Genomic DNA, 22648 nt, shown 5'->3' with positions numbered 1-22648 from the left:
GAATTTGTAATTAATCTGAAATAAACCTTCTATTCGTGTGCCTCATCATCATGTATACTGCTGTTTTCTTTTGCTTCCCACTCTTCCAGCAGCATACCGTACACATTATGGTTAACATAGCCATAAACGAGTTTCTCTGCTTGGCGAATTGTTCCTTCGAGCGTAAAGCCTAGTTTTTCGGGAATTCTACGGCTGCGCACATTCCCGATAGCGGATCGGATTTCCACACGGTTGAGCCGCAGTTCGAGAAAGGCATAGTCCAGACATTTGCTGACGGCTTTCTGCATCAAACCATTTCCTGTATAATCTTCGCCCAGCCAGTAACCAATACTAGTTGTGCTATTTTGCCAATCAATTTTATGAAAACCGATGACCCCGGCTAAAGCACCTTGATACCAAATACCAGCGTTAAAACCATTGCCGGCAGCGAACTGGTCTAAGGTATGCTGGATAAACTGCCTGCTGTCCTCAACCGCGGTGTTCTTATCCACCCAAGGGAGCCAATTGCGCAAATGCTCACGAGAGCTGTCAATCAGCTGAAATAGCTTTTCGCTGTCCTGAACTTCCAATAGCTTTAAATAAGTGGCTGAATCAATACGATGTGTAAACATAATAAGTCGCTCCTTTCATCTGATTTTAGTATAGCATTTTCGGCGTTTTGTTAAAATTAGGAGATTGATCAGCATGCATATGAATGCAAAGCGGACTGCATCCTAGGGGAAAGGGGGCGGAACGCAATGAAGTATTGCTTACGGATAATTTGTCTGGTTCTGCTGCTATGCAGCATTACCCCAGTGAATGTGGCAGCGGAAAGTGGATCAGGCGTATGGGACTATATCTTTTCGCAGACAGAAGAACCCGGGAGATTGCGTGTACATTTTCTCGATGTCGGGCAGGGGGACAGCATGCTGATTGAAACCCCATCTCATTATACGATTTTAATTGATGGGGGAGATCGGGAGGCAGGCGAGAAAGTCATTTCCGAACTTCGAAAGAGAGGTGTGGAAAAGCTGGATCTTTTAGTTGCGACGCATCCGGATATTGACCACATCGGTGGATTGTTGCCAGTGTTAGAGAAGGTAGAAGTGAAGAAAGTGCTTGATAGCGGGAAATTGTATACAACGAAAACGTATCAGCGTTATACAGAGCTTATAGAAGAGAAGAGCATTCCGGTGACAATTGCAGAAGAAGGAACTTATTTGACATTGGACCCGCTGCTTTCTATCCAAGTACTAAATGCCAACCATCTGGAGGCAACGAATAATCAAGCATCGATGGTACTTCGTCTCACTTACCGGACAATCGATTTTCTGCTCATGAGTGATGCGGAAGCCGAACAGGAAGAGAATATAGGGCGTACTTATGAAGTAGAATCGGAAGTTTATAAAGTGGCGCATCATGGTTCTCGGACAAGCAATACATTGGATTTTTTGAAGAAAGTAAAACCTGATTATGCGGTCGTATCTTATGGAAGAGACAATCAGTTAGGTCATCCGACAAAAGAAGTGGTGCAAAATCTTCGGCAAGCAGGTGCTATTCTTTATAGCACAGCTAAAGGCGGAACAATCAGCATTGAGACGAACGGACTGTCCTGTCAAATCAGCAGCGAGAAGACAAATCCTATATACGAGTACAAATAAAAAGAGCGGATCTGCTGAGAGATCCGCTCTTTTAATTAATTTGTTTGGTCAGCAAGCTTAACGAGTGTATTTGCAAGCGGCTTTTTGTTCTCTTCATCTGCTACGAGCCATAGCTGTTTGAGCAGATATTCCTCGCGGTTGCGAGGTTCTTCTTTGTCTGCCAAGTAATCAGCAACTCGTTGGGCAGCTTTCGTCATAGCCTCTTCACTTAAACCAAGACGTTCACCTTGTTTTACTTTGTTCCCTAAATAATCTTGGAAGTTCTTGAAATTGTTCAGAATTTCGTTTTTATCTTCTTGAGATAGATTTTCCGCAGTTTGTTGTGCGCGATCTTCTTGTGCCATTTTCATTACCTCCTCTTGTTGAGTTAGTAATGTATTCCCAGCATACAGTTAGACAAACATTTTATTATAAATTGTGTCATTTGTACTATTTATTCCATATATGTTTTGCGGAAGCCGTAAAATGGCCGGAATTTTTTCTGTTCATAATATGACTTTGATGTACTCGTCGCAAGTATCTCCATCCTTGTTGAAGGATACAGATCATGACAAGCTTGAAGCAGCCTGCCGCCTATCCCCTGTCCGCGGAGCTTTGAATCAACAAGCAATCAGCAACAAACAGTGTGATTACGTGGTCTGTGACACATCGAATATAGCCGCAGATGCGCCCGTCATGGATGGCCACCATAGAAGGATGCGAATGAAGCATAGCCTGATTAAACTGATTAGAATCAGCTGCGAGCGTATGCCAGCCTTCCTTGTGAAGCAAAGCCATAACGATGTCCAAGTCGGCTGCCTCATAAGGTCTGATCGTGATCATTACGAATCCTCCTTATTTCTCCCTTTTGGCATGGATCCGAACACAATACCAAGTAACAAGCCCATAAATATGCCGAAGGATGGACTTTGAAAAGCAATGCTAAAAAGTATGGCTGCGATAATGCCTACAGTGAATGCCAAAGGATAACGGAAAGGTTTCTTTTCTTTTGAACGCTTCATTTTAACTACCACCTTGTCTAAGTACTTCCTAGTATAGCACGACAGGCACTTCTTTTTGGAAGTAATAAACATTGCGCACCATGTTAGACAATGTTACATTAGATTGTATATGTATGCTAAAGATGGAGGTTCAATATGCAGGGTTTTAATGATATGATGCACACGATTGGTGACGGAATTACAAAAATCGTGACAACTTCTAGTGATCTACTATGGTCAAGTTTACTTATTATTCTATTAATTGGTCTAGGAATCTATTTTACAATTCGATTAGGGTTTGTGCAGTTCCGCATGATTCCAGAGATGATTCGTCTTTTAGGCGAGAGCGGGCAAGGCAGAAAGACAGGTGTCAGTTCTTTTCAGGCTTTCTGTATCAGTACGGCAGCTAGAGTAGGGACAGGTAACTTGGCTGGGGTTGCGCTTGCAATTACTGCTGGTGGCCCTGGAGCGGTGTTCTGGATGTGGCTTATTGCCTTGATTGGTTCTGCCTCCGCATTTGTAGAAAGTACACTTGCGCAGATTTATAAAACAAAAGACGGCTCCACTTTTCGGGGCGGACCGGCATATTATATGCAAAAAGCCTTGCGTGCACGCTGGTTAGGAATTATCTTTGCTGTTCTTATTACAATCACATTTGGCTTGGCTTTCAACTCGGTTCAGGCGAATACGATTACAAATGCTTTTGAAAGTTCATTTGGATTAGATAAGAATATCATGACAGTTATTTTATGTGTCATTACCGCTGTTATTATCTTTGGCGGTGTTAAATTAGTTGCAAGATTGTCTGAAGTAATTGTTCCGGTAATGGCTGGAGCTTATATTCTAATCGCACTAGTTATTATGATTATGAATATTACGGAGTTACCTAATGTTATTGCACTTATTTTTTCTGATGCATGGGATGGTATAAAACAAATTGGTGCTGGTGCACTAGGTGCTGCTATGATGCAAGGGATTAAACGCGGACTTTATTCCAACGAAGCGGGTATGGGTAGTGCGCCAAATGCGGCTGCATCTGCAACCGTTTCTCACCCAGCGAAACAAGGATTAATTCAAGCGATGGGTGTGTTCGTTGATACACTGATGATTTGCAGCTCTACTGCATTTATTATTTTGCTTTCAGGGATGCATACCTCCACTGAGAGTGACGGTATCGTCCTGACACAGGAAGCGCTTCAGTCGGGTGTAGGGCAATGGGCCGGTATCTTCTTAGCTATAATCGTATTATTATTCGCTTTCAGTTCCGTAATCAGCAACTACTATTACGGCGAATCGAATATCGAGTTTATTAAACGCAGTAAAGTTTGGCTGTTCATTTATCGCTTAGCGGTAGTTGGAATGGTTGCATTCGGCTCACTTGCCAGCCTTGACTTTGTTTGGACGCTTGCCGATCTATTCATGGGCTTGATGGCTGTCTTGAACTTAATTGTTATTGCTCTCTTGAGTAATACAGCGGTTAAAGCTTTACGCGACTATAAGCGTCAGCGCAAAGCAGGGAAAGACCCAGTATTCTATGCTGATAGCATTGAAGGCCTCAAAAATATTGACGCATGGCCGAAGAAAGATGAATCACCTGAATAAATTATCTTAGTTAACGAACCGAACGAGCGGGAAGTCTTCTTTTAGACTTCGCGAGCGTTCGGTTTTTTACTTTCATCTAACTTTTAAAACACTTAGATTAGTTAAGAAATTGGATTGAATTGGGTGAAAAGTCTACAATAGAAGTAAGATTAATAGATCAAGGAGATGTTATCGTGAAAAATAGATCCTTGCTATCACTTGTATTTGGTATCATTAGTCTGTTTCTTTCTGTGTATGGCATTTTCTTTGGCATTGTAGGGCTCATTCTTGCGCTATATACAATTAGAAACGACAAGAATACAGAACAAAAAGGGAGAAGAATGGCTATCGGTGGCTTAGCTACGAGTATTATCGGAGCGGGCTATCAGGTTGTAGGAATAGTAGTTATTCTTCTGACAGCATAAGAAAAGAATGCAGCGTGACAAACGCATGCATTCTTTTTTTTGTAACTTTTTTCAGTTGAACTCGTATGCATTGGTATCATAAATACTGGAGTTGAAGCAAATGAGAGCACTGCTTATCTATGCCCATCCGAATCATCGTTTGTTAAACTACGCTTTTTTCGAGGCGGCGCAAAAGGGTCTACAGCAAAATCCTGCCATCCATGAAATAGACACGCTCGATCTGTACGCGGAGAAGTTTAATCCTGTTTTGGTCTTCGACGAAAACAAGCGTCGCCGCGATATGCACAAAGATCCAGAACTTGAGATTTACAGGAAGAAAATCAAGCAAGCAGATTTGCTCGTCTTCGTTTATCCGATATTTTGGGGAAGACCGCCAGCTATGCTTCTTGGCTTTATCGATCAAGTTTTTGCTGCAAACTTTGCTTATCGTCATGACAGTTTACTGCCAGAGGGACTGCTTGCAGGGAAGCGAGCAGTATGTGTATCGACGATGAAAGGACCGCGTTTTTACAGCCGCTTTTTCTTACATAATGCGCATAAAGTTCTCATGAAAAAAGCTTTGTTTCGGTTTGTAGGCATTCGCAAAGTAAAGCTATTGGAATTCGGCGGCATGGAAAAAAAGCACGGGCAGCAGCAAAAATATCTGAATCGGACGGAAGTGTATTTTCGCAAGCTTGCTAAATAGGCAGCTGTTCCAGTTCGTAGTATTTATTTCGAACATCTTGAATCTGATTAACAGCGATGCTGCGGCTGATTTGCTCCAGCAGGGATGCAAAAGTAGTATCATCAATTCTGTCAGCTTGCTGTGCTACACGCGCAGAACCTGTTTCGAGTACAGCTTCTGAAATACTTCCGATTTCGTAGAGACGAAAGTATTTTTGGATTTCCCGAATTGCAGTTTCTTTGTACGTTACTTGCCATTCGTCATGAGTCGGCATGTTTCATACCCCTTTCTATTCATTAAGGAGCACTGTCCTGTTATACTGTCTATGATATCATGCGTCCTGGAAAGGGAGAATGCAAATGTTACGTAAAATAAATGGACTGCTCGCGCTTATTATTATCGGAATCGGCGTTTATCGATTAATTGATAAAGACTATGAAGTAAATCCGCAGTTCATTCTGCCGCTTTTATCTATTATGTTTTTACTATTTTCAATTGAGGCGATTATGAATAAGAAAAAGCTGATAGCTGGGCTGTATCTAGTTGTCTTCGTCATTGCAGTTAGTGCGACCTATTTAATTTTGACTCAAGCATAAAGTCTTCTCCTTATAGGAGGAGGCTTTTTTGTTTATCCTTGACAATAGGGGATCTTCTTGCATACAATACAATTAACATTTAACATATTGTTAATTAAAAGGAGATTGACGGTTTGAAGTCGAATAATAAAGAAGCGCAGTATGATATCAGTTGTTATCGCACACCTGATGGGTACACATCAGATATTGCTGTGTTCACCATTACCTCAGAACAAATTAAAGCATACGCGCCGCCCAAAATGGTGCTAAAGCTGATGCTAATCCAGCGAGCCGAGCAAGACACAGAAGGAAATCCAAATATTGAAGCTGGCAAGTGGGCGCTGCCGGGAGGGTTTGTAACACCAGAGGAAACGGCCTGTACCGCAGCCAGCAGAGAATTGGAGGAGGAAGCCGGGATAACTGGCATTCACTTGAAGCAATTCGGCGTATATGATCAGCCAGGACGTGATCCACGTGGCTGGATTATCTCCAATGCCCATTATGCAATTGTTCCGGAATATCGATTATCTGAAAGAAAAGCGAGTGACGATGCTGCTGATGTGGAACTGTTCCCTGTAGCGGAGTTAAACGAGCAGGCATTGGCTTTCGATCATAAAAACATCATTCAAGACGCTATTACTCATATAACGCGGGATTTACTGCAAACTACAGTAGCAAAGCAATTTCTGCCGGAGACGTTTACTTACTCTGAGCTGCAAGCTGTCCTGCTCACGGTTACAGACGATAAAGCGATACAAAATGATCAAGCATTTGCTCGTAAAATTAAGAGCCTTCCTTTTATTGAAGCGGTTAAAGGGCAGAAAACACAGCGAACATCAAAGCTGCCAACACAGCTATATCGTTTTATTGATGCCCAAGTGAAGCAATCGATTTATACAGCTCGTCATTAATTTAAAGGGGGATGCAAGATGAAAGCATTGATTAACATTGACTATACAAATGACTTTGTCGCTTACAATGGAGCGCTGACTTGTGGGAAGCCCGGACAAGAAATTGAGGAGCGCCTAACAGCGATTACATCTTCATTCATAGAAGCAGGCGATTATGTTGTGTTTGCAATCGATAAACACGAAGAAGCGGATGCATACCACCCAGAAACAAAGTTATATCCACCGCATAATATTGCAGGAACAGAAGGACGTGCATTGTATGGAAAGCTGGCAGCTGTGTATGAAGCAGCAAAACAGAAAGCAAACGTGTATTATATGGATAAAACAAGATACAGCGCGTTTGCAGGTACCGACCTACTGCAGCGTCTGAATGAACGGGGAATAAGAGAAATACATGTGGTCGGTGTTGCAACAGATATTTGTGTTTTGCACACATTAGTCGATGCCTATAATTATGGCTTCCGAATGGTTGTACATGTCGACGCTGTGGCAAGTTTTCACCAAGAAGGGCATGCGTATGCACTGCATCATTTCAAGAACGTATTAGGAGCAGAAATTGTAGAAGGAGGAGTAAGCAAATGACGAACTTTCAAGATGACAGTACTGCATTGCATACGGACCTTTACCAGATCAACATGGCACAGACGTATTGGAAAGACGGCAAGCATAATCGCAAAGCAGTGTTTGAGCTGTTTTTCCGTAAACAGCCCTTTGGCAATGGCTACGCTGTTTTTGCCGGTCTAGAGCGGGTAATCAATTATCTCCAGGAATTCCGTTTTTCTACATCTGATTTAGATTACTTAGAGCAAGAAATCGGATACGACAAAGAATTCATCGCTTATTTGCGCGATCTTCGTTTCACCGGCGATGTATATAGTATGCAGGAAGGGGAGCTCGTGTTTGGAACGGAGCCAATCATTCGGGTAGAAGCACCGCTAGCTCAGGCACAATTGATTGAAACAGCTTTACTCAATATTGTGAACTATCAAACGCTGATTGCAACGAAAGCTGCCCGTATTATGCATGTGCTGGACGAAAAGGATACAGCAATGGAATTTGGCTCTAGACGCGCGCAGGAAATGGATGCAGCGATTTGGGGTTCAAGAGCTGCTTATATCGGCGGCTTCCATGCAACCTCTAATGTTCGGGCTGGGAAGAAGTTTGGCATTCCGGTTGCCGGCACGCATGCACATTCGCTTGTGCAAGCATATCGTGACGAATATGAAGCATTTACGAAGTATGCTGAAAGTCATGTAGACTGCACTTTTCTGGTGGATACGTACGACACATTAAAGTCAGGCGTTCCGAATGCCATTAAAGTAGCAAAAGAAATGGGCGACAAGATACGCTTTAACGCTATTCGCTTAGATAGCGGCGACTTGGCTTATCTGTCCAAACGGGCACGGGCAATGCTGGATGAAGCGGGCTTTACAGAAACGAAAATTACCGCATCTAATGATCTGGATGAGGAAACTATTGGTGCATTAAAAGCGCAAGGGGCGAAGATTGATAACTGGGGCATTGGAACAAAACTGATTACGGCATACGATCAACCTGCATTAGGAGCAGTGTATAAGATTGTTTCCGTGGAGGACGACAATGGCGAGATGGTCGATACAATCAAAATTAGTGCTAACCCAGAGAAAGTATCAACACCAGGGATGAAACGCGTTTACCGAATTATTAACCGCGTGAATCAAAAGTCAGAAGGTGACTATATTGCGCTGAAAGATGAAAAGCCTCAAGAAGAAGAACGGCTCAAAATGTTCCATCCAACATATTCCTATATCAGCAAGTTTGTCACCGATTTTGATACAATAGAATTACAGATACCAATATTCCAAAACGGAGAGCTGGTATACAAATTGCCTTCTCTGCAGGAAACGCGTGAACATGTCACGCACAGCTTAACTTTCCTATGGGATGAATATAAACGGACACATAATCCAGAAGCGTATCCGGTTGATTTGAGTACAGCTTGCTGGAACAACAAAATGGAACTGATCGATCAAATCAAAGCGAAACTGGAGGAGAAATAACATGAAAATAGGTATCTATGGCTCCTCCTTCGATCCAGTTACAAACGTACACTTATGGACTGCCAGTACGGTTGCGCATCGCTGCAAACTGGATAAAGTTATTTTCCTGCCATGCTCCAGCAAGCGAAAAGACAAACAGCTGCATACGACGGACGAACATCGCTGGAACATGGTCAATATGGCAATCAAGGACAATGATTTGTATGAAGCGAACGACTATGAAATGGAGCAGGAAGCATGGGATGTATATACCGAAAAAACACTAGCTCATTTTAGTGCGCTTTATCCTGACGATGAAATTTACTTTATTATGGGAGCTGACCTGCTGGAAGATATCGGAGCAGGTAAATGGCACAACAGCGAAGAACTCGTCCGCGACAATCGCTTTATCGTCATGGCTCGTAACGATATCGACATGCTGAAAGTTATCAGCCACTCCCCGCTCCTCCGCAATCATGACGACGGGAACACTTTCCATCTCATTGATAAGGGCTTGGCAATGGAAATCAGCTCTTCTTATATTCGCGATGAGTTTGCGATGGAAGGAGAGCCAAGGTATTTGCTGCCGGAGAGTTGTTATCGGTATATTAAGGAGCATGGGATTTATAAATAAATGAGGCAATGTGGTAACCTAAAAGGCAGAATACAGGGAGGTATAAGCATGAGTACTTTGTTTGTGGCAATCTGGTCTGTGCTGCTTATGGTTATCTCGTTTGTCTATATGTGTGTGTATTGGTATAAAAAAGAGAGACAGACACATAAAGAATGGAGCTACCGATGGAAATTCGGATCGATTATGATCGTATTGATGGTGCCGTTTGTGTGGAATGCTTTTGTATAGTAGATGTTGAAGACCCCTTGAATAATGCAAGGAGGTCTTTCTTTTGTAAAAAGAAAAAACCCTTTAGGAAAAAGGATTTTCATAGATGGAGCATAGCGGGCTCGAACCGCTGACCTCTTCGCTGCCAGCGAAGCGCTCTCCCAGCTGAGCTAATGCCCCGTATGTAATTGATTCATCACAAAGATATTATAGCGCTTCCTACCTCAGTTGGCAATATTTTTTCTCAAGCACTCAACACAAGAATCTATCGGCTGCTATGCTATAATTGTCTTACTAATAGAGTATGTGGAGGACGAGTTAGTGCGGTTTGTAAGTATAGATTTTGAGACGGCGAATCGGTATTGGTCGAGTGCTTGTTCAGTCGGAGTGGCAGTTGCGGATGAGACGGGTGTCATTGATGAGTGGTATACGTTGATCAATCCGCTGATGGAGTTTGAAAGTCAGAATATCCAAGTGCACGGCATTTTACCCCGTGATGTAGAGGATGCACCAACGTTCAAAGAAATCTGGCCTAAATTGAGCGGCTATTTGGCTGGCAATGTGGTGATTGCACATAATGCGAGTTTTGATATGGGTGTCATCCGGAAAGCAGTTGCGCGCTTCGGATTGGAGATGCCGGACTTTGACTATCTATGCACACGGATTATCGGGAAAAAAGTATGGCCGGATATGGAGAATCATCGTCTGAATACGCTAGCTGCTAGTAAGGAGATTACGTTCCAGCATCATAATGCAATGGAAGATGCTCGCGTGGCAGCAAATATCTTCCTCCATGCGATGGCAGATTGCGGTGTCCAGACAATTGAAGATTTGACGCAAGCCTTAAAAGTAAAGCGGAAAAGTATTCATGATACAAGTTCCTCGGGCAGCAGATCGCGTTATGGTGATATTAAACCACAGACAGATCAATTTGACCCATCACATCCATTTTATCGAAAGCAAGTTATGTTCACGGGTACGATGAAAAGCATGAAGCGAAAAGATGCCATACAAAGATTGGTTAACGTTGGCGGTGTGCATACAGATAAGATGGACGCATCAACGCGTTATGTAATCGTGGGCGCGAGAGATTATGAGAAATTCGCTAGCGGCAAGAAAACGAGTAAACTTGTACAAGCAGAGCGGATGATCGAGAGCGGGCGGCCGCTGCGCATTATTTCAGAAGAAAAATTTCTATCCTTAGTATAAGGAGTTCTCGGTGTGAGGACTCCTATTTTAATGGGGGGATAATATGTATGAATTAATGGAAACAGACTTAGCTGCTGAAGCGTATAAGCCTTTACTTAACAGATTATGTGACATTTGCGATACATTTACCTTTGCTGTGCTGCCAAAACGTATGATGGGAAAACCGAGTGTAACGCTGCGTGATATATTAGCGGACCTAGAACCATATTTAAAAGAGATTGTACATACAAATGGTACAAGAGCAAATCTATTCGATTCCCATGTGTCGGTGCCGAATTACGAATACCATCTATGTAAAGAATCCCAAAGCGTGCTGCTGCGGGCAGCCGAAAGCATCTTTCACTGAGCAGCCAGCGCTCCCGGAGGACTTGTCCTTTTTGAGGAAAGGGAAGGAGTATTTCGTGACAAATGCACATGAAGGTTACGCCATATTGTTTGCAGAAGATAGATATATATAGCAGAACTTAGGGGGACATAATGGAACAAAACCGAGTAGAAAATAAAAAATTTGATTGGCGTTTATTTCTTGCATTAGTAAAAGGGACGAATCCGCCGCGCAGGATTATGATTACTGCGCTTGTAATGAGTTTATTGACGACAGGTGTTGGGTTTGCCGTTCCGTTGTTTACGAAAAGACTTGTTGATGGATTTTCCGGACAGTCGTTTACCGGCGGTCAGATAGCTATCTTGGTTGCTGCGTTTGTGCTGCAAGCACTCGCAAGTGGGTTATCTATTTATCTGCTCGCTAAAGTCGGGCATCATGTAGTGGCCAAACTGCGAGAGAAATTATGGGATAAACTGCTTCGTTTGCCGGTTCGTTTTCATCATAATAACGATACAGGTGAAACGCTCAGCCGTGTTACAAATGATACAGCTATCGTAAAAGAGTTAATTACCGAACATCTTACTAGTTTCGTTACTGGTATTATTTCGATTGTTGGATCGATTATTATCTTGCTTATTTTGGATTGGAAAATGACAATTGTCATGCTGCTGGCTGTTCCTGTGGCAATCCTTATTATTATGGTGCTGGGACGCCAAATGTACCGTGTATCAAAGATGATGCAGGAAGAGACAGCTAAATTCACGGCAGTGCTCAACCAAGTGCTGCCGGAAATGAAGCTTGTTAAAGCTTCAAATGCAGAGCATGTAGAGCAGGAACGCGGCAATAAAGGTATCCGTACTTTATTCACCTATGGTTTGAAGGAAGCAAAAATCCAGGCACTATTGTCACCTCTTATGCTGTTTATTATGATGCTGCTGCTTGTGACCATCATCGGTTATGGCGGCGTTCGTGTCGCTTCAGGCGCTTTATCAGCGGGAGATATGGTCGCGTTCATATTGTACTTGTTCCAGATTATCATGCCAATGACACAGCTGTCCATGTTCTTCACACATTTGCAAAAAGCGATGGGGGCAACGGAGCGTATTTATGATGTGCTGGGAGAAGAGACAGAAGACGCTGAGAAAGGTAACCCGATTACGAGCGTTGACGGTGATCTGCACATTGATGAGGTGAGCTTTGCCTATCAAGCAGAGCAAGTTTTGCACAACCTTAGCTTTACAGCGCCAGGAGGAAAAGTAACCGCTATTGCGGGGCCAAGTGGGGGCGGAAAATCGACTTTGTTTGGTTTGTTGGAACGCTATTATGAGCCTACAAGCGGCGTGATTCGATTGGGTACAGAGCCGATTAGCAATTTCAAGCTGCAAGACTGGCGCCGTCAAATTGGTTATGTAGCACAGGAAACGGCTCTGTTATCTGGTACAATTCGAGAGAATATCTGTTATGGGCTGGAAAGAGAAATACCTCAAGAAGAACTGGAACGTGTTTCAGAAATGGCTTACGCGAAGCAATTTGTTGAGGAGTTGCCAGACGGCTTTGAAACAAAAGTTGGCGAGCGAGGTGTAAAACTTTCGGGAGGACAGCGCCAGCGTATTGCAATAGCCAGGGCACTTCTGCGTGACCCGCAAATACTGATGCTGGATGAAGCGACATCCAGTTTGGATAGCAGCTCAGAGATCTATGTACAACGAGCCTTGCAAAACTTAATGCAAAACAGGACAACGTTTGTAATAGCGCACCGTTTATCTACGATTGTGGATGCAGATCAAATTGTCTTCATTGAAAAAGGACGCATTACTGGTATTGGAACGCATGAGGAGCTATTTGAACGTCATGAACTGTACCGTCAGTTTGCCTCCCAGCAGCAATTATTAGCAGGCAAGATGGATTAATACAAGCTCTTTTCCGCATACTAAGCGGAAAAGGGGGTTCAAATAATGCCAAAGAAAAAAGCAAACAATGATCATCAATTCAAGGAGAACAAGGATCATGGTGAGAAGCGGAATGGCCGATTGAGCCAGTTCAAAAATAACGTTAATGGATCTGGCGGTGCGGAAAACGAATATATTTCTGTTAAGAAAGATTAAAGAAAGCAGGAGCCTCTCAAAAGAGAGGGCTCCTGCTTTTTCTATGCCATCCAATGAACGATAACAAAGAGAATTGGCAGTACAAAAATAAGCGAGGAAGTCGCTACAATCCAATTTGAGTTGGCCAACTCCATATCGAGGTTGTACAGCCGCGGAGGCACGAGGGATGCGACTGCTGGCGGCATGGCGGACATGATAAGCAGAACTTGTAAAAGAATTCCGTCATATAGATTACCAAGGCCGATAATATATGCAGTGCCAGTAATAATAAGCGGCACAGCCAAAAATTTAAGCGGAATAAGCCAGATGCTGAGCTTCCAGTATCTTTTCACCGATACAATGCGCATGCTAAAGCCGATTGGTACGAGAAGCAAGATTGATGCCAATGCAACTAATGCTGAATTACTCGCACCTAGCCAGCCGAATCGGTCAATCGGGGACAGGTTTAGTATGGCTCCAATGACGATAGAAAAGAAGGTAATCATAATGAATGGATCTTTAAGAATACGTATAAAACGTGATCCTGAAGCATTTTCTTCACTAGAGCCATACGACTTCGCAATTGGATAAATAATTGTATAGTACGTGAATTCCTCTAGAAGACGGAACATGGCTGCATAAGCAACTGCTTCTTCACCGATGAACAGCACACAAAACAGCATCCCAAAGCTTCCGAGGTTCAAAAAAGCACCGGATACAAACATAGAACCAATCTGATCGTTCGGCAGACGCTTCCACTTGGCAAATACAAATGCGAAGCCGGCACCAAGGAAGATTGTTGCAATACCGAATACCGGTAAATAAATCAGCCTGAAATTCGTTAAATCGGCTGACCAGAAGGCGCTGATTAAAATAATTGGATTGAGGACAAGCAGCACAATCCGAATAAGTGCGTTCATAAAATAATTGAGTGAAAAGCCCTCCGGAAGCCGGTATTTTTCGGCAATAAGCCGTATAACTCTGCCGATAATAAGTCCAATAAGAATGATGGATATTGCATAAATAAAGCTTGCGATAAGGCGTTCCTCCTTTCAGCTAATGTATTCCCTGTTTTCTATTATATACAGCATTATTCATTGTATCGATGTTAGAAGGTATTGTCTAAAGAAATTAATAAGTCATAAAAAAACACCTGCCATGAAGGCAGGTGCAATTCTTATTCTTTCTCTGATTCTGAACGATTGTTGTAATCGTAGTCGCTTGGATCAACTGGTGTCCAGCCTTCTGGATCATAGAAGCGAAGCAAGTCGCCATAAAGAATTTTATCGTTAAGGCTTAATTCTTTCGCAAGTTGGTCTTTCTCAGCTTTAATCTCTTTAATCTTGGCTTCATCTTCAATCACTTCACCGGTTTCGGTGTCGTAGTAATCATCGCCAAGCACTGTGTAGTCTGCGTTGATAAAGTTACCGTTACGGAAACCTACAGTACTGTCGTGATCTTTAGATAATATATCTGTTCCGAACTGGATATATTTTGAACTGTCAATGCCAAGCAAATGTTCTAATGTTGGCAGCACATCGAGTTCCCCTGCATACGTATGATTTACGCCGCCTTCAAGACCTGGTGCCTTGATCATAAGCGGTACACGCTGCATTTGCGCATTTTGATATTCGGTAATTTCTTTACCCATAATTTGTTCCATAGCTCTGTTATGGTTCGTTGAGATACCGTAGTGATCTCCATAAAGCAGGATAACAGAATTCTCATACATACCAGATTCCTTCAAATCTTTAAAGAACTGTTCCAGTGCTTCATCCAAGTAACGTGCTGTTTGGAAGTAGTTATCAACCGTTGTATCACCTGTATCAGCTTTTTCAATCGTTGCGTCCTCCGGATCGAGCGGGAACGGATAGTGGTTCGTCAGCGTGATGAGGTGGGCATAATACGGCTCATCAAGCGATTTAAGCAATGGCATGGATTCTTCAAAGAAAGGTTTATCTTTTAATCCATAGTTCACTGAGTTTTCCATGTTGTAATATGTGGAATCAAAGAAGTGATCGACTCCAAATTGTTTGTAAACTTCATCACGGTTCCAGAATGTTTTCTCGTCACCGTGGAATACTGCACTTGTATAGCCTTGCTCCTGATTCAGGATAGCAGGTGCTGCTTGGTAAGTGTTTGTACCTTTTACCGAGAAGGCAGAACCTTGCGGCAGTCCGTAAAGCGAGTTATCCATCAGCAGCTCTGCATCAGCAGTTTTCCCTTGTTCTGTTTGGTGGAAGAAATTATCAAAATAGGTTAATTCCTTATCATGCACCAAAGAATTCAAGAACGGGGTTACTTCTTCACCGTGAAGTTTGTAATCAATCAAAAAGCTTTGGAAGCTTTCCAGATGGATTTTAATCACGTTCATGCCTTCCGCTTTCCCGAAGTATTCTGGGTTTGGTTCAGCATAGTTTGCATCCGTATATTCTTTTACTTCGTTAATATCATTCGGGCTAGCCATGACACGCTGTGTAGAAGTCTTTGCGTTCTGCACGGCATCATAAATTGTGTAGTTGTACGGTCCAAGGTATTTCACCAAATACGTACGGTCGAATGTTCGCTGCAGCAGCTGCGGACGATCGGCCTCTGCTAGTCCAAGATTGACTGCGAATAAAGCAACCCCAGAGATTACCACCATAGCTGTCTTACGGAATGCAAGACGCTCGGTACTCCAGTTCTTTCTTGTGAAAACATACAACACAATAAGCAAGACGATGTCTAGGAAGTAGACAAAATCATAGCCTTCCATCAGGCCAAAGATACTTCCGCCCATACCAGAACCTAGGTTGTCCGTCTGCTTCAAAGTTGGAAGCGTAACGAAGTCATTAAAGAATCGGTAGTATAGGACGTTGGCATAAAGCAGGAAACTCATTAGGAAATCAATGACTAGGAGCCAAATCCCCATCCGTCGGCCTTTCGCTAAGAAAGCAAGACCTAGAAATACAATACTCGCACTAAGTGGGTTGAGTACGAGCAAGAATTGCTGCATAGCATTTGTTATATCTAAATTAAATACTGTTTGGTAGGAAAAATACGTCTTGGCCCATAAGAAAATAACGGCCAGCGCAAAGAATCCCTTCTTTGAAGCAAAAAGCCTCTTCATATTATCTTTCACCTCTTCGTTTTCTTATCAGGAAATGTCTTTTTAATTGAACTTCGACAAGTATTCTATCAGATTATATTTCTAAAAAACAAGTAGAAACCAAACTATATATTTAGGCTCTTAATCTACTAGTATAACAGGTTATAACTAGAAAGTAAATTGAAAACGTCTATTTAAAAAAAGAGTGCCCGATGCACTCTTTTTACGAAAAATCTGTTGTTATGGTTTCAAATGACTGTTGGTTTTTCCATTCTTTGTAGGTTGCAACATCCGATTGAATTTGTGTGAAAGTAAAAGCAATCAGTGCCGCATCGTCAAGCAATCCTCCTGGTAGGAAATCCGGAACGAAATCAATCGGACTAAGAAAATAAACGAAGGTTGCTGCAATCATGAGCAGTGACTTTTTCGGCAGCCTTTTGTAAGTTCCTTTGCGCCAGTCACGAAGCATATTTACCATAAGCTGCAAATCCGACCAAATTTCTGCTAACTTTCCTTTATTGTCGCTTGCTTTTGTTGAAACATTCGCAAGGAGCTCTTTTGATTTTTCTTTATCCTGCAGCAAGGCTTTTGCTTTTGGTGTATAAGCATGTCGTTTCTCCAGGAGCTGTGTCATGTTCCATTTCATTTGGTTGCCTCCTTGTTTTCTTCTGATTTCTATTATGATGGAATTGTCTCCTATCATGCAAGAAAGGGCTTAGTCAATTTTCTTGATGAGCACGCGATATCGTTCTGGAAGTGTATTTTTTGCTTTTACTTTCTGCATAAAGGATTCTGCTTCCTCATATGTTTCAAAGGTGAAGTTCTCGCCATCCTTACTAATGAATTCGAGCTTCACTTGATTGGAATCAACTGCTATGACTTTGAACATGATGCTCTCCTCTCAATCGATAGACACTAAAGAAATCTCTATCAAAAAAGCATTGGTGTGTTTGTATTTTCGATTAAACTTTAAAATATATAAATGCAAAGATAAAAAAGGAATCACTTATCTATTATATAGAAAGTGTGTACAGAGAGAAAGTGACAAAACTCACAAACGAGGAAAAGCAGGCAGCGGGGGCTGCCTGCTTTTCTGTTGTTGTTAGAAATAAGTGTGGTGAGAAGACAAAATATGTGGAAGGTAATGTTGTTAGAAATACATATTTTTCGTTCTCAATTATATAGACGTACGTCTTTAGGAAAAGGTTTCAACTTTTTTTAAAAAAGTTTTACAAGGTTTAGAGACATCGGGTAACAGGTATAGTTGAGCAACTACTTGAATAAAGGAGATAGACATTCATGATGCAAGCTGTCACATTTCAAGGCAAGGAAAATATCGAAGTCAAGTCAGTAGAAGCACCTTCTATACAGAAATCAACCGATATGATTGTGAAAATTACAGCAACGGGTATTTGTGGATCGGATCTTCATTTGTATCATGGTGGTATTAAACCGGAAAAGGATTATATTATTGGGCATGAGCCTATGGGAATCGTAGAAGAAGTAGGCTCTGAAGTGAAAAACTTGCAAAAAGGTGATCGAGTTGTCATTCCATTCAATATAGGCTGCGGAGAATGTTACTATTGTAACCACCAAATGGAGAGCCAATGTGATAATTCGAATTCCAACCCGCATACCGATGCTGGTGCTCTTTTCGGTTTTGCTGATCAGTTTGGCGATTACCCGGGTGGACAAGCAGAGTATTTGCGTGTTCCTTATGCCGATTTCACATCTTTTAAAGTACCAGAATCGAGTGAGCTAAAAGATGAAAGCGTTGTGTTTTTATCTGATGTTATCCCAACAGCTTACTGGAGTGTAGAAAACAGCGGTCTTAAAAAAGGGGATACAGTTATTATTCTCGGAGCGGGACCTATCGGCCAAATGGCGCAGAAATTCGCCTGGCTGAAAGGTGCTGCACGCGTAATAGCTGTCGATAACGTAGCGCATCGTCTGGATCATGCTAAGAAAATGAATAACGTGGAAACTTACAATTTTGCTGATAATGCAGAAATCGGCTCTTTGCTTCATAGTGAAACAAATGGAGGAGCAGATGTAGTAATCGATTGTGTTGGGATGGATGGAACCGTACCAGAAGGTGTGCAACTCGGTTCTGATCATGAAAACCAGTTTGGGACAATCCAGCCAATTATTACGGCAAGTGAAGCGGTGCGCAAATTTGGTACGGTGCAGCTCACGGGTGTATATGGAACAGAAGCGAATGGTTTTCCGATTGGCGATTTCTTTTCTCGAAATGTGACACTGACCATGGGACAAGCACCAGTCATTCACTTGATGCCTAAATTGTACCAAATGATAGAAGAAGATGTCTTTGATCCGACTGATATTATTACCCACACGATGAAAATTAGCGAAGCAAAAGAAGCTTATAAGATTTTCGATGAAAAAGCAGATAATAATATAAAAGTATTATTAAAGCCATAAGAAAAAGGAGCTGCAAAAGCAAAAGCAGCTCCTTTTTTCTTTTATTTCGTTTTTTCTTCATACAGATGAGATCTTTTCTTAAACCAATGAAATGTATGCGTAACAATTACCTTCAAAATTGCATATCCAGGTACAGCGAGAATAACGCCGACGACACCAAATAGGTTTCCGGCTGTCAAGATAACAAAGATGATAGTAATCGGATGCACGCGAATGTTGCGTCCCATAATCTGCGGTGTAATCAGCTTCCCTTCTACCAACTGTACAATCGTCCAGACGATAACAAGCTTTAGCAGCATAAACGGCGACGTGACGATGGCAATGATAATAGCAGGTGTGATGGCGATAGCTGGGCCGAGGTACGGCACGACACTAGTAAACGCCGCGACAACTGCAAGAACAGGCGCGTATTCAAGACCAATGATTAGATAGCCGATATATAAAAGAATACCGATGACGAAGCTGACAATAATCTGACCACGTATGTAAGAACTGATCTGATGGTTCATCTCAGACATTACTTCGAAGGTTTGACTGCGAAAGCGAACAGGAAGCAGTTTCAGAATAAATGCCGGCAATTTCTTACCATCCTTTAATAAATAGAAGAGGATGAAAGGCACTGTCACAATTGCAATAACTACTTCTGTTACAGCACCGACGAAGCTCGTCAAATTGGCAAAGAGATTATTCAATAAGCTTGTTCCGCGTGTCTGCAGCTCATTCAAAACTTGGTTTAAATCAAAATTTCCAGATTTTTGTAATTGATTAACGATGTTGCTGCCGGTTATCGATTGAACCATGTCAACACCTTGATCAAAATACTCTGTACTATTGTTAATTAAACTTAATGTTTGCTCTTTCAACACTGGAATAACGGAAACGATCAGAATCGTAAGCAGTCCAATGATCACAAGATAGAGGGCGATAATTGAGTAAACGCGTTTTACACGTTTCTTTTCTAAATAGTTGACGATAGGAACTGTTAGGTAATAGACAATTCCGGTAAGTATGATAGGCAGTATTACTGTTTTTACAATGACAACAATCGGTGTAAATATAAAGGATACATGCGAATAGACCAATATATTTAAGCCGACGATAAACAGAACTAGCATTGCAATAACAAATTTATTATTCAAGAAAAATTTGCGAAATTTCCCTTGCTTGGTTCTTTGAAAATCTGACATGGCAATCCTCTCCCTTGTGGCCCGCTTTCCATAATTCTAGTTTTCTACCATTATAGCCTAAAATTATGGCAAATAATCGTATATTTATTGTAATCGTTCGAGATGAATTTAGCTACTAGAGCAAACGGGTCCGTCATATAAAAATAATAATAGATAGAATGGAAAATGTTATAAACAAGATTATCCACATCCATGATGTTGCTGTGAAAGTGAAAAGAAGACTTATGCACATTATCCACAGGATGAAAAGGGATGTTTGTGCACAAGTCTGCTCCTAAGGAATTGTATTTATTGTATTTCTAAACACGATACAGTTTTACAATGCATGTTCTAATGCTTCAGATAAATTAGGATAATGGAAAGTATATCCGCTTTGCATGGCTTTTTTCGGGTAGACGCATTGACCTTCAAGGATTAATGTGCTCATTTCCCCTAATGCTTTTTGGATAATTGGCGCAGGAGCAGTCGTCCAATAAGGTCGGTGCAGTGTATTTGCAAGTGCTTTGCTGAAATCTTTATTCCGGCGCGGATGCGGAGCAGTCACGTTTAGAGCTCCTTTGATTGATTCTTGTTCAATGGCATAAGCAATCATACCTGCAGCATCCTGCACATGAATCCAAGACAGCCACTGATCGCCGCTGCCAATTTTACCGCCTGCGAAATAACGGAAAGGCAGCTGCATTAGCGGAAGTGCTCCCTTATCACCCAGAACGATGCCAAAGCGTGCCAGAACAGTCCGAACACCGAGAGATTTTGCTTGCAGAGCTGCTTGTTCCCACTCGTACGTTACGTCTGCTAAAAAGTCCTCTCCACGTTTATTCGTTTCCTCGGTGTAAGAATCCTGTTCACTTGTACCATAAAATCCGACAGCAGAACCGCTGACCAAGACTTTTGGTTTTTTCGGCATTTTCCCAATCATATCAACAAGGGTTTCTGTTGCTTCCAGGCGACTGCTGCGAATGCTTTCTTTTTTTTCTTTTGTCCATTTTCCGAACAAACTTGTTCCCGCTAAATTAACTACTGCGTCGATTTCCGGCAGCTGGGCGAGAGGGTCAAAACCTTTTTTCAGCCAGCCGATGTAGGTAACTTGTTTTGTATCAAGCTTTTCTTCTGGCGATCTTGTCAGGATGTATACATGATGTCCTTGTTCAATTAAAGTCTCGGATAGTTGTTTGCCTACGAATCCAGTGCCGCCGCTAATTACAATGTTCATTTTAAATCCTCCTTATCGCATAAGCTTACAATTTTGCATGACGTTATTTCATGGTAGAATAGACACATAAGAGGTGTCGAAAATGGTGAAAATCGCAAAAATCACGACCCAGAAAAATAATGTTGGCCGCTATAACATTTTCCTTGATGATGGGAAGGGCGAGAAATTCGGCTTTGGTCTTGATGAGGACCTTCTCATACGCAGCGGAATTGCGAAAGGGAAAGAAATGTCCGAAGAAGCACTTCAATCTCTCATTGAAAAAGATGCTGCCCATAAATGCTTTACCCTGGCCTTACAATATTTAAGCTACCGTATGCGCTCAAAAAAAGAAATAAAGACATATCTGCTAAAAAAAGAGCAGCATCCTGACCATGTTGAGGAAGCTTTAAGAAGACTTGAAGAACAAGGGTATACAGATGATGCTGCTTTCGCTGGTGCCTTTGTGCGGACAAAAGTAAATACAACGAGCAAAGGACCGCTTGTCATTCGCAAGGAATTGCAGGAAAAGGGAATTGCCGGTAAGATTGCGGATGAAGCAATGACTTTTTATAGTTTCGAAAAAGAACTCGAAAAAGCTGTGAAGCTGGCAAACACAAAGTTGCAGTCTAAATCGAAGAAATCTCAACAAGAGAAGCGTCAGCTTGCGCAGCAGCAGCTTCTTTCAAAAGGATTCACATCTTCTGCTGCAAAAGAAGCTGTTTCACTGGCGTTGTCAGAAGCAGAACCAGACGTAGATGCAGAGCTGGAAGCTGTCCGTTATCAAGGAGATAAGCTGGTGCGTAAGTACGTACAAAAAGCAGAGGGCTATGAACTGGTGCAGAAAATAAAGATGGCACTATATCGGAAAGGCTTCTCAATGGATTTGATTCAGAAATATCTAGAAGAAGCGAAGGAACAAGACCTTTACTAACGGAAAGCAGGTGCAAAGGATGCAATTACGTTATAGCGATTTGACAATAGAGCAATTAAAAGATGAAATGAAACAGCTGAAGATACAGCAGCAAAAGGCTGAACAAATGGGTAATTTCAGTGAATATCAGATTTTGGAGCGCAAGCGGCAAATGGCCAAAGCGTATACGATGAATCCGCATGATTTTAATGCCGGTACTACGTATGAAATCAAAGGTGATCGTTCACATGTTTTTACAATTGATTATATGAATGGAGTCTTTGCTTGGGGTTATCGCAGACAAGGCAACGAGAAGGGGCAAGAGCTTGAAGCCTTGCCGATAAGTGTGTTAGGCAAGATAACTATGTAAGCACCTCGGCTCACAAGAGCCGAGGCAGCTTTTATTTGCGGTTATTCTTCGTTGATTGAGTAGCGACGATCATATCGGTTTGTGTTCGACGTGTTTCCCCGTTCACCTGATTATTCGCATGCTTCGCAGATGAGCGAGGGGATTGAATAATGGAATTAATGGTGCCGTACTTGGAAAAACGATCAAACTTGGACATGTTATCTGCC

29 protein-coding genes and 1 tRNA gene are annotated in these 22648 nt (G+C 42.1%); 17 read left to right on the top strand and 13 right to left on the bottom strand.

The annotated features are described in order from the left end of the window. Positions 1–29: 29 nt before the first annotated feature. A complete protein-coding gene (locus B1K52_RS01110; RefSeq protein ID WP_077304354.1) occupies positions 30–611 on the bottom strand; it encodes a GNAT family N-acetyltransferase in 582 nt (193 codons plus the stop codon). A 126-nt stretch (positions 612–737) separates the two neighbouring features. Here B1K52_RS01110 and B1K52_RS01105 point away from each other — a divergent pair, with 126 nt between their 5' ends. Next, the gene (locus B1K52_RS01105; protein WP_077304351.1) at positions 738–1640 is read left to right on the top strand and encodes a ComEC/Rec2 family competence protein; all 903 of its coding nucleotides are present in this window, start codon (positions 738–740) and stop codon (positions 1638–1640) included. 35 nt (positions 1641–1675) lie between these two features. Here B1K52_RS01105 and B1K52_RS01100 read toward each other — a convergent pair whose 3' ends face one another. The 3 genes from B1K52_RS01100 to B1K52_RS01090 form a co-directional block, all read right to left on the bottom strand. Next, positions 1676–1984, bottom strand: coding sequence for a DUF3243 domain-containing protein (locus B1K52_RS01100; protein WP_077304348.1), 309 nt, complete (start codon positions 1982–1984; stop codon positions 1676–1678). A 229-nt stretch (positions 1985–2213) separates the two neighbouring features. Next, positions 2214–2462, bottom strand: coding sequence for a GNAT family N-acetyltransferase (locus tag B1K52_RS01095; RefSeq protein WP_077304345.1), 249 nt, complete (start codon positions 2460–2462; stop codon positions 2214–2216). Further along, positions 2462–2641: a hypothetical protein gene (locus B1K52_RS01090; RefSeq protein WP_077304343.1), complete on the bottom strand. Its 180-nt coding sequence runs from the start codon at positions 2639–2641 to the stop codon at positions 2462–2464. The genes B1K52_RS01095 and B1K52_RS01090 overlap by 1 nt, the downstream gene beginning before the upstream one ends. A 135-nt stretch (positions 2642–2776) precedes the next feature. Between B1K52_RS01090 and B1K52_RS01085 the strand changes: the two genes are divergently transcribed. The 3 genes from B1K52_RS01085 (at position 2777) to B1K52_RS01075 (ending at position 5311) form a co-directional block, all read left to right on the top strand. Continuing rightward, a complete protein-coding gene (locus B1K52_RS01085) occupies positions 2777–4222 on the top strand; it encodes an alanine/glycine:cation symporter family protein (protein WP_373022081.1) in 1446 nt (481 codons plus the stop codon). A 173-nt stretch (positions 4223–4395) separates the two neighbouring features. Continuing rightward, positions 4396–4626 (top strand): DUF4190 domain-containing protein, encoded by a 231-nt coding sequence (locus B1K52_RS01080; RefSeq protein ID WP_083731682.1) that lies wholly within the window; start codon positions 4396–4398, stop codon positions 4624–4626. 100 nt (positions 4627–4726) lie between these two features. After that, the gene (locus B1K52_RS01075; protein ID WP_077304337.1) at positions 4727–5311 is read left to right on the top strand and encodes an NAD(P)H-dependent oxidoreductase; all 585 of its coding nucleotides are present in this window, start codon (positions 4727–4729) and stop codon (positions 5309–5311) included. Here the strand turns inward: B1K52_RS01075 and B1K52_RS01070 are convergent. After that, the gene (locus tag B1K52_RS01070) at positions 5304–5564 is read right to left on the bottom strand and encodes a hypothetical protein (RefSeq protein ID WP_077304334.1); all 261 of its coding nucleotides are present in this window, start codon (positions 5562–5564) and stop codon (positions 5304–5306) included. The two genes, B1K52_RS01075 and B1K52_RS01070, sit on opposite strands and share 8 nt — an antisense overlap. An 85-nt stretch (positions 5565–5649) precedes the next feature. Between B1K52_RS01070 and B1K52_RS01065 the strand changes: the two genes are divergently transcribed. The 6 genes from B1K52_RS01065 to B1K52_RS01040 all read left to right on the top strand — a co-directional run bounded on the left by B1K52_RS01065 (position 5650) and on the right by B1K52_RS01040 (position 9656). After that, entirely contained in the window at positions 5650–5886 is a 237-nt protein-coding gene (locus B1K52_RS01065) for a hypothetical protein (RefSeq protein ID WP_077304331.1), read from the top strand. Positions 5887–5999: 113 nt separating this feature from the next. Next, complete coding sequence (locus tag B1K52_RS01060; RefSeq protein ID WP_077304329.1) at positions 6000–6776, top strand: NUDIX hydrolase; 777 nt, start codon at positions 6000–6002, stop codon at positions 6774–6776. An 18-nt stretch (positions 6777–6794) separates the two neighbouring features. Then, complete coding sequence (locus B1K52_RS01055) at positions 6795–7358, top strand: cysteine hydrolase family protein (protein ID WP_077304326.1); 564 nt, start codon at positions 6795–6797, stop codon at positions 7356–7358. Further along, entirely contained in the window at positions 7355–8815 is a 1461-nt protein-coding gene (locus B1K52_RS01050) for a nicotinate phosphoribosyltransferase (RefSeq protein WP_077304323.1), read from the top strand. Before B1K52_RS01055 ends, B1K52_RS01050 begins: the two co-directional genes overlap by 4 nt. A gap of 1 nt (position 8816) precedes the next feature. Beyond that, on the top strand, positions 8817–9428 hold the full coding sequence (nadD, locus tag B1K52_RS01045; protein ID WP_077304320.1) for a nicotinate (nicotinamide) nucleotide adenylyltransferase: 612 nt from the start codon (positions 8817–8819) through the stop codon (positions 9426–9428). 48 nt (positions 9429–9476) lie between these two features. Then, positions 9477–9656, top strand: a complete 180-nt coding sequence (locus tag B1K52_RS01040) for a hypothetical protein (protein WP_077304317.1) — start codon at positions 9477–9479, stop codon at positions 9654–9656. 86 nt (positions 9657–9742) lie between these two features. Here the strand turns inward: B1K52_RS01040 and B1K52_RS01035 are convergent. Further along, a tRNA-Ala gene (locus B1K52_RS01035) sits at positions 9743–9815 on the bottom strand. Positions 9816–9956: 141 nt separating this feature from the next. Between B1K52_RS01035 and B1K52_RS01030 the strand changes: the two genes are divergently transcribed. The 4 genes from B1K52_RS01030 (at position 9957) to B1K52_RS17800 (ending at position 13274) form a co-directional block, all read left to right on the top strand. Next, the gene (locus B1K52_RS01030; protein ID WP_077304315.1) at positions 9957–10844 is read left to right on the top strand and encodes an exonuclease domain-containing protein; all 888 of its coding nucleotides are present in this window, start codon (positions 9957–9959) and stop codon (positions 10842–10844) included. Between the two features lie 43 nt (positions 10845–10887). Further along, positions 10888–11190, top strand: coding sequence for a hypothetical protein (locus B1K52_RS01025; RefSeq protein ID WP_077304311.1), 303 nt, complete (start codon positions 10888–10890; stop codon positions 11188–11190). Positions 11191–11321: 131 nt separating this feature from the next. Continuing rightward, a complete protein-coding gene (locus tag B1K52_RS01020; protein ID WP_077304308.1) occupies positions 11322–13079 on the top strand; it encodes an ABC transporter ATP-binding protein in 1758 nt (585 codons plus the stop codon). 45 nt (positions 13080–13124) lie between these two features. After that, entirely contained in the window at positions 13125–13274 is a 150-nt protein-coding gene (locus B1K52_RS17800; RefSeq protein ID WP_179106420.1) for a hypothetical protein, read from the top strand. 41 nt (positions 13275–13315) lie between these two features. Here the strand turns inward: B1K52_RS17800 and B1K52_RS01015 are convergent, their stop codons facing one another. The 4 genes from B1K52_RS01015 to B1K52_RS17795 all read right to left on the bottom strand — a co-directional run bounded on the left by B1K52_RS01015 (position 13316) and on the right by B1K52_RS17795 (position 17230). Next, on the bottom strand, positions 13316–14173 hold the full coding sequence (locus tag B1K52_RS01015) for an AEC family transporter (RefSeq protein WP_077304305.1): 858 nt from the start codon (positions 14171–14173) through the stop codon (positions 13316–13318). A gap of 257 nt (positions 14174–14430) precedes the next feature. Beyond that, complete coding sequence (locus B1K52_RS01010; RefSeq protein ID WP_077304302.1) at positions 14431–16362, bottom strand: lipoteichoic acid synthase; 1932 nt, start codon at positions 16360–16362, stop codon at positions 14431–14433. A 202-nt stretch (positions 16363–16564) separates the two neighbouring features. Then, positions 16565–16987, bottom strand: coding sequence for a YkvA family protein (locus B1K52_RS01005; RefSeq protein WP_179106419.1), 423 nt, complete (start codon positions 16985–16987; stop codon positions 16565–16567). A 69-nt stretch (positions 16988–17056) separates the two neighbouring features. After that, positions 17057–17230, bottom strand: a complete 174-nt coding sequence (locus B1K52_RS17795) for a hypothetical protein (protein WP_179106418.1) — start codon at positions 17228–17230, stop codon at positions 17057–17059. 413 nt (positions 17231–17643) lie between these two features. Here B1K52_RS17795 and B1K52_RS01000 point away from each other — a divergent pair, with 413 nt between their 5' ends. Next, positions 17644–18783, top strand: coding sequence for an alcohol dehydrogenase catalytic domain-containing protein (locus B1K52_RS01000; protein ID WP_077305822.1), 1140 nt, complete (start codon positions 17644–17646; stop codon positions 18781–18783). A 41-nt stretch (positions 18784–18824) separates the two neighbouring features. On the opposite strand, the gene B1K52_RS00995 is transcribed toward B1K52_RS01000, so the two are convergent. Together B1K52_RS00995 and B1K52_RS00990 are read right to left on the bottom strand one after the other, a co-directional pair. Then, positions 18825–19970, bottom strand: coding sequence for an AI-2E family transporter (locus B1K52_RS00995; protein ID WP_077304297.1), 1146 nt, complete (start codon positions 19968–19970; stop codon positions 18825–18827). A gap of 316 nt (positions 19971–20286) precedes the next feature. Next, on the bottom strand, positions 20287–21183 hold the full coding sequence (locus tag B1K52_RS00990; protein ID WP_077304294.1) for a TIGR01777 family oxidoreductase: 897 nt from the start codon (positions 21181–21183) through the stop codon (positions 20287–20289). 82 nt (positions 21184–21265) lie between these two features. On the opposite strand from B1K52_RS00990, the gene recX reads away from it, so the two are divergent. Further along, positions 21266–22093, top strand: a complete 828-nt coding sequence (gene recX, locus B1K52_RS00985) for a recombination regulator RecX (RefSeq protein ID WP_077304291.1) — start codon at positions 21266–21268, stop codon at positions 22091–22093. 19 nt (positions 22094–22112) lie between these two features. After that, a complete protein-coding gene (locus tag B1K52_RS00980; RefSeq protein WP_077304288.1) occupies positions 22113–22442 on the top strand; it encodes a YfhH family protein in 330 nt (109 codons plus the stop codon). A 31-nt stretch (positions 22443–22473) separates the two neighbouring features. Here the strand turns inward: B1K52_RS00980 and B1K52_RS00975 are convergent, their stop codons facing one another. Further along, positions 22474–22638, bottom strand: coding sequence for a YpzG family protein (locus B1K52_RS00975; RefSeq protein ID WP_077304285.1), 165 nt, complete (start codon positions 22636–22638; stop codon positions 22474–22476). Positions 22639–22648: the final 10 nt, after the last annotated feature.

The organism is Terribacillus halophilus, assembly GCF_900162685.1.
Lineage (GTDB): Bacteria > Bacillota > Bacilli > Bacillales > Amphibacillaceae > Terribacillus > Terribacillus halophilus_A.
Note: the sequence above shows the minus strand (reverse complement) of the source record. Positions and strands in the feature narration are given on the sequence as shown.